Origin of the sequence: Pseudomonas palleroniana (genome assembly GCF_003031675.1) — a bacterium.
Classification (GTDB): Bacteria; Pseudomonadota; Gammaproteobacteria; order Pseudomonadales; family Pseudomonadaceae; genus Aquipseudomonas; species Aquipseudomonas palleroniana.
Map to the genome: position 1 here is coordinate 1 of NZ_PYWX01000022.1, position 6,599 is coordinate 6,599.

The window sequence follows — 6,599 nt, forward strand, 5'->3', positions numbered from 1 at the left end:
AAGGTGGCGAGCACCGCCCAGTTGAAGTCGCCGTAGGCGATACCGGCGATCACCGCCAGGGCCACACTGCCCAGCAGCACCGGCATCAGCATGCCGGCCAGCCATTTGACGGGCGTGTCCTTCCAGCGCACCAGCACGCCAACCGCCATCACCACCATCAGCAGGCCCATCAACGGGATAAACAACGCATTGAAATACGGCGGGCCGACGGACAGCTTGGCGCCGCTCAAGGCATCCAGCACCAACGGGTACAGCGTGCCGAGCAGGATCATCGAGGCGGCCACCACCAACACCAGGTTATTGCCCAGCAGCAGGGTTTCGCGCGACCACAGGTTGAAACCCACCTGGCTCTTGACCACTGGCGCGCGCAGGGCGAACAGCGTGAGTGAACCACCGACCACGAACAGCAGGAAGATCAGGATGAATACGCCGCGCGCAGGGTCGGACGCAAACGCATGCACCGAAGTCAGCACGCCCGAACGCACGAGGAAAGTACCCAGCAGGCTGAGGGAAAATGCGGCGATCGCCAGCAGCACGGTCCAGCTTTTGAACACGCCGCGTTTTTCAGTGACGGCCAGGGAGTGAATCAGCGCAGTGCCCACCAGCCAGGGCATGAAGGAGGCGTTTTCCACCGGGTCCCAGAACCACCAGCCGCCCCAGCCGAGTTCGTAGTAGGCCCACCATGAACCGAGGGTGATGCCGATCCCGAGGAAAGCCCACGCCACAATGGTCCATGGCCGCGACCAGCGCGCCCAGGCAGCATCGAGGCGCCCGCCGAGCAAGGCGGCGATGGCAAATGCGAAGGCCACCGAGAAGCCGACATACCCCATATAGAGCATCGGCGGGTGCACGATCAGGCCGATGTCCTGCAGCAGTGGGTTGAGGTCGCGACCGTCCACCGGGATCTGCGGCAGGATGCGGCTGAACGGGTTGGAAGTCATGATCAGGAACAGCAGGAAACCCACGCTGATCATGCCCATCACCGCCAGCACGCGGGCCAGCATCACTTGCGGCAGTTGGCGCGAGAACACCGACACGGCGAACGTCCAGCCGCCGAGGATCAATGCCCACAGCAGCAGCGAACCTTCGTGGGCGCCCCATACGGCACTGAACTTGTAGTACCAGGGCAGAGCGCTGTTGGAGTTATTGGCCACATAGGCGACGGAAAAATCGTCGGTCATGAAGGCGTAGGTCAGGCAGCCAAACGCAAACACCAGGAAGGCAAACTGGCCCCAGGCGGCCGGCTGCGCCAGGCTCATCCACAGGCGATCGCCGCGCCAGGCACCGAGCAACGGCACCACGGCCTGCACGATGGCAAAGCACAGGGCGAGGATCATCGACAACTGGCCCAGCTCCGGAATAAACAGTGCGGACGTCATCACTTATCCCTCCTTGGCAGGCTGTGAATTAGCGCTTGGGGCGGATTGACCACTGTCTTTCAACGCTTTGGTCACTTCCGGCGGCATGTATTTCTCATCGTGCTTGGCCAGCACTTCATCGGCCACCACCACGCCGTCGGCGTTGAGTTTGCCCAGGGCGACAATGCCCTGGCCTTCGCGGAACAGGTCCGGAAGGATGCCGCGGTAGGTAATGGTCACGGCTTTGTTGAAGTCGGTGACCACGAAGGTCACGTCGAGGGAGTCGGCAGAGCGTTTCAGCGAGCCTTTTTCCACCATGCCGCCCGCGCGGATACGCGTGTCCTGCGGCGCTTCGCCATTGGCGATCTGGGTCGGGGTGTAGAACAGGTTGATGTTCTGCTGCAGGGCGCTCAAGGCCAGGGCCACGGCGATGCCGACGCCGGCCAGGATGGCAAGGATGATCAACAGACGTTTTCTACGCAGCGGATTCACTTATCGGTCTCCCGGCGCAGACGACGCGCCTCTTGTTGCAGGTAACGCTTGCGGGCCAGGACTGGCGCGGCAACGTTGAGGGCCAGCACCGCCAGGCAGATGCCGTAGGCCGTCCAGACATACAGGCCATGGTGGCCCATGGCGAGAAAATCACTGAAAGAAGCAAAGCTCATCCACGCGCTCCCAGGCAGGCTTGCACTTCGGCCTTGACCCAACTGGCGCGGGCCTCACGCTTGAGCACTTCAAGGCGCATGCGCATCAAGAGCACGGCACCGAAGAAACAGTAGAACCCCAGCACCATCAGCAGCAACGGTGCCCACATTTCCACGGGCATCGCCGGCTTTTCGGTGAGGGTGAACGTGGCGCCCTGGTGCAGGGTGTTCCACCACTCGACCGAGTACTTGATGATGGGGATGTTGATCACACCGACAATCGCCAGCACCGCACAGGCCTTGGCGGCGCTGTCACGATTGCTGATCGCATTGCCCAGCGCAATCAGACCGAAGTACAGGAACAGCAGGATCAACATGGACGTTAGTCGCGCATCCCACACCCACCACGAGCCCCAGGTCGGTTTGCCCCAGATCGCGCCCGTGACCAGCGCCACGGCGGTCATCCATGCGCCGATGGGCGCAGCACATTGCAGGGCGACGTCCGCCAGTTTCATCTTCCACACCAGGCCGACGATGCCGCACACCGCCAGCATCACGTAGCAGGACTGGGCCAGCATCGCAGCGGGTACATGGATATAGATGATGCGAAAGCTGTTGCCTTGCTGGTAGTCCGGCGGCGCGAAAGCCAGGCCCCAGACCAGGCCGACGCCGATCAGCAAGAGGGCGGCGATGCTCAACCACGGCAGCAGCTTGCCGCTGATGCCATAAAACCATTTGGGCGAGCCGAGCTTGTGAAACCAGGTCCAGTTCATTGCTGTTTCCATCACGGTGGCTTCCCGTCGTAGCGGGACGCTCAGGGTCTTTACTGGTCAAGGGTATGACGCGCTCGACCAGACCTCATTATTCGCCGACGCTGATCTTCAGGCCGGCGGCTATAGCAAAGGGTGTCAGGGTTACCGCCAGGGCGGTCAGGCTCCCCAGCCACAGAAGGTAACCGGTCGCCGGCATCCCCATGAGCGCGGCTTGCAGAGCGCCGCTGCCCAGGATCAACACCGGGATATACAAAGGCAGAATCAACAGGGCCAGCAACAGGCCACCCCGCTTCAAACCGACCGTCAACGCTGCGCCCACCGCCCCCAACAGGCTGAGCACCGGCGTACCGAGCAACAAGGATAGAAGCAATACCGGCAGGCACTCCACGGGCAGCCCGAGCATCATCGCCAGCAACGGGGAGAGCAAGACCAGCGCCAGGCCGGAAAAAACCCAGTGTGCCAGCACCTTCGCCAGTACCAGAAGTGGCAGGGGGTGCGACGAAAGGACCCACTGTTCCAGGGAACCGTCTTCGAAATCACTGCGAAACAGCCCGTCCAGCGAGAGCAGGACGGACAAAAGCGCAGCCACCCACACCAGGCCCGGAGACAAGGTTTGCAACAGTTTAGTCTCGGGGCCGACCGCCAGCGGAAACAAGGCAATCACGATGGCGAAGAACACCAGCGGGTTGGCCAGTTCGGCTGGGCGACGGCACAGCAGCCGGGCTTCACGCGCAACCAACAGGGCGAACACGCTCATAGCGACCACCGCCCCAAATCCAGCTCACGATAACCGGCCGGCAGGCGGGCCAGGGTGTGGTGTGTGGTCAGCACGACCAGACCGCCCTGCTCACAGTGCCGGGCCAGGTGCTCTTCGAGTTGGGTGACGCCCTGTTTGTCGAGGGCGGTGAAGGGTTCATCGAGAATCCACAATGGCGGGCCGGGCAGATATAAACGCGCCAGGGCCACGCGGCGCTGCTGGCCGGCAGACAGGGTGTGGCAAGGCACGTCTTCAAAACCCTTGAGGCCGACCGCCGCCAAGGCCTGCCAGATGGCGTCGCGGGAGGCCGGGTGATGCAGGGCACTGAGCCAGCTGAGGTTTTCTTCAGCGCTGAGCACATCCTTGATACCGGCGGCGTGGCCGATCCACACGAGGTTGCGCGCCAGCGTGCTGCGTTGTTCGTTGAGGGGCTTGCCGTTGAGACGGACCTCGCCGGCCGTCGGCTGCATCAAGCCGGCCAGCAGGCGCAGTAAACTGGTCTTGCCACTGCCGTTGGGGCCGCTGATTTGCACCATGTCGCCACCCGTCAGCCGCAGTTCGAGGTGTTCGAACAGCAGGCGCAGGTCGCGTTCACAGGCAAGCGCTACGGCTTCAAGAAGAGGGCTGGTCAAGAGATCGCGGGCCTTTACGGTTCAAGTCGGCGGTGCAGCGGCCGTTATAGAGAGATGCACAATAACGGCTTTGGCGACCGATTTTAGAGAGCTGGATCAAATAGTTGTGAGGTTTTTACCGCTCTCTTTGCAGACGGGCGGCATTATACATGTGATGCCCTACTCTAAAGAGGGCAATTTCCCCAGAGACGACGCGCACGATGACCGGTGAGATCAACCTTCCTCCGCTGCCTCCCACCCCGGCGCCAGGGCCTGCTGCACTGCCGGCGACCGGTGAGTTGCTCAAATTGCTGGAGCCGCAGGCGGGGCTGATCGACCCTGGAAAAACCGCAAACGCCGAAGTGCTCGCACTCAAACAAGGCGGTGACTCGTTTCAACTGCTGCTCAAGCTGACCCTGGATGGCGGGCGCCAGACGTTGGTGCAAGCCAGCAGTGCGCAGCCGCTGCCACTGGGCAGCAACGTGGCGGTTAGCCAAACGCCGACAGGCAACCTGACCCTCTCCCTGCAGCAAGCCATGAGCGCCAACGTCGCCGCCCTCACCCGCATCGACACCACGCAAATGCCCGAAGGCACGCTGTTGCAGGCCAAGGTGCTGACTACCCAGATGTTGCCCCAGGGCGCCACGCAGCCGGCAATCTATCGCTCGCTGGTGAGCGTGCTCAATAACGCCCTGGCAGGCACCACTCTCACGGTGGAGAGCCCGCAGCCGCTGCGGGTCGGCAGCTTGCTCAGCGCCGTGGTGCAGAATGCGCAAACCCTGAATTTCGTGCCCTTGAGCGGGCTCAAGGATCAACTAGCCATCGCGCAGCAACTCTCCACCCAGCAAAGCCGTCAGGGCTCGCTGGATGTGCTGTTCACCGCGTTGCAGAACCTGCCCGCCAGCAGCAGCACTTCCGCCGACCTGCGCGCCGCCGCCGACCGCTTGCTCGCGGCCCTGCCCGACCTGGCACAAGCCAGTAACCCCAAGGTGCTGGCGCAACTGGTGCAGAACAGCGGCGCCTTTCTCGAAGCCAAATTGTTGGCCGGGCAAAACCCGCAGATACCGCCGCTGGATATGAAGGGCGCGCTGCTGCGCCTGGTCGCCGACTTGCTGCCGGCCCTGCCCACCCCGACCAACCTGAACGCGGTGCTTGCCGCCAACACCCTTGCCCAGGTGCTGCCGAACTTCGTACGCAACCCGCTGAACACCCTTGGCCAGATCAGTGCCCGTCAAGCGCCCGCGGGCTTTCCGTTACCGGACCGGCTGATGCAGCGCCTGGAAGGTGAAGGCGACCTGGAAAACCTGCTGCGCCTGGCGGCTGCGGCGATCTCGCGGTTGCAGAGCCATCAGCTGTCGAGCCTGGAGCAGACCGGCACCACCGCCGATGGCCGCCTGCAAACCACCTGGCAGTTGGAGATCCCCCTGCGCACCCTGCAGGATATCGTGCCGCTGCAAGTCAAGTTCCAGCGTGAAGAGCCAACGCCGGACAAGGAGCAAACCGAACGCAAAGACAAAAAAGACCCCAAGCAGATGCTCTGGCGCGTCGAGCTGGCGTTCGACATGGAGCCGCTGGGGCCGTTGCAGGTCCAGGCCCAGCTTAGCCAGGGCAAACTGTCCAGCCAGTTGTGGGCGAGCCGGCCCTTCACCGCCAGCCTGATCGAAAGCCATTTGGGCAGCCTGCGCGAGCGTCTGGTGACCTCGGGGCTCAACGTCGGTGACCTGGATTGCCACCTCGGCACCCCGCCACGCGGGCCGCGAACCGGACTGGAACAACGCTGGGTGGATGAAACCGCATGAAGAACGCTAACCCGCCGCGCCAGGCGATTGCCCTCAAGTACGACGGCCAGCAGGCCCCGACGCTGACGGCCAAAGGCGATGACGCACTGGCTGAAGCGATCCTGAAATTGGCGCAGGAGAATGAAGTACCGATCTATGAAAACGCCGAGTTGGTAAAGCTGCTGGCGCGCATGGAACTGGGCGACAGTATTCCTGAGGAGCTGTACCGCACGGTGGCCGAAATCATTGCGTTTGCCTGGACGCTCAAGGGCAAGTTCCCGGTGGGCTACGACCCCCATGCGCAGCCGCCGGAACGAGACGTCACAGACCGTGGCGACGACTACTAACCCTTGTAGTGAGCGGGCTTGCCCCGCGCTGGGCGGCGCAGCCGCCCCAACAAGGCCGCCCCGGTGTTTCAGCAAGACCGAGGTGCCTGGGTTTAGGGCGGCTGCGCCACCCAGCGCGGGTGTAGAACCGTAGACATCGTTTACATCTGAAACCGGGGACATCGTTTACACATTTGAAGCTTGGACGCGAGTCATTCCCCGTCCAAGCCTCCCCAAGGGATAGTCACACAGGTAAAGATCCCAGGCATCATCTTCAGTCTCTTTCAGCCCTATTCGCTCTCCAGCTAGCGCTTCGCTAACAAATACCAGCTTGCCCTTCCACATTATCGAA

General features: G+C 62.7%; 8 protein-coding genes and 1 pseudogene. 2 read left to right on the forward strand and 7 right to left on the reverse strand.

The window, feature by feature from the left end:
• From C9383_RS07070 to ccmA, 6 genes are all read right to left on the reverse strand, one after another.
• Positions 1-1,379 (reverse strand): heme lyase CcmF/NrfE family subunit (locus C9383_RS07070; RefSeq protein ID WP_107338859.1); only part of this gene is annotated, 1,379 nt, incomplete at its 3' end.
• Between the two features lie 3 nt (positions 1,380-1,382).
• Positions 1,383-1,850: a cytochrome c maturation protein CcmE gene (gene ccmE / locus C9383_RS07075; RefSeq protein ID WP_090365989.1), complete on the reverse strand. Its 468-nt coding sequence runs from the start codon at positions 1,848-1,850 to the stop codon at positions 1,383-1,385.
• Positions 1,847-2,023, reverse strand: coding sequence for a heme exporter protein CcmD (gene ccmD / locus C9383_RS07080; protein WP_060753296.1), 177 nt, complete (start codon positions 2,021-2,023; stop codon positions 1,847-1,849). Before ccmD ends, ccmE begins: the two co-directional genes overlap by 4 nt.
• Positions 2,020-2,775 carry a heme ABC transporter permease gene (locus tag C9383_RS07085; RefSeq protein ID WP_060753295.1) on the reverse strand — a complete coding sequence of 252 codons (756 nt, stop codon included), beginning with the start codon at positions 2,773-2,775 and terminating at the stop codon, positions 2,020-2,022. Before C9383_RS07085 ends, ccmD begins: the two co-directional genes overlap by 4 nt.
• A gap of 88 nt (positions 2,776-2,863) precedes the next feature.
• A complete protein-coding gene (ccmB, locus tag C9383_RS07090; protein ID WP_014717701.1) occupies positions 2,864-3,532 on the reverse strand; it encodes a heme exporter protein CcmB in 669 nt (222 codons plus the stop codon).
• Positions 3,529-4,164 carry a cytochrome c biogenesis heme-transporting ATPase CcmA gene (gene ccmA / locus C9383_RS07095; protein WP_090365990.1) on the reverse strand — a complete coding sequence of 212 codons (636 nt, stop codon included), beginning with the start codon at positions 4,162-4,164 and terminating at the stop codon, positions 3,529-3,531. The genes ccmB and ccmA overlap by 4 nt, the downstream gene beginning before the upstream one ends.
• A gap of 200 nt (positions 4,165-4,364) precedes the next feature.
• Here ccmA and fliK point away from each other — a divergent pair, with 200 nt between their 5' ends.
• Positions 4,365-5,942 carry a flagellar hook-length control protein FliK gene (gene fliK / locus C9383_RS07100; protein WP_090365992.1) on the forward strand — a complete coding sequence of 526 codons (1,578 nt, stop codon included), beginning with the start codon at positions 4,365-4,367 and terminating at the stop codon, positions 5,940-5,942.
• Positions 5,939-6,268 carry an EscU/YscU/HrcU family type III secretion system export apparatus switch protein gene (locus tag C9383_RS07105; protein WP_090365993.1) on the forward strand — a complete coding sequence of 110 codons (330 nt, stop codon included), beginning with the start codon at positions 5,939-5,941 and terminating at the stop codon, positions 6,266-6,268. The genes fliK and C9383_RS07105 overlap by 4 nt, the downstream gene beginning before the upstream one ends.
• Positions 6,269-6,433: 165 nt before the next feature.
• On the opposite strand, the pseudogene C9383_RS28625 reads toward C9383_RS07105, so the two are convergent.
• Positions 6,434-6,599 (reverse strand): annotated as a pseudogene (locus tag C9383_RS28625) (IS481 family transposase); the annotation flags it as partial.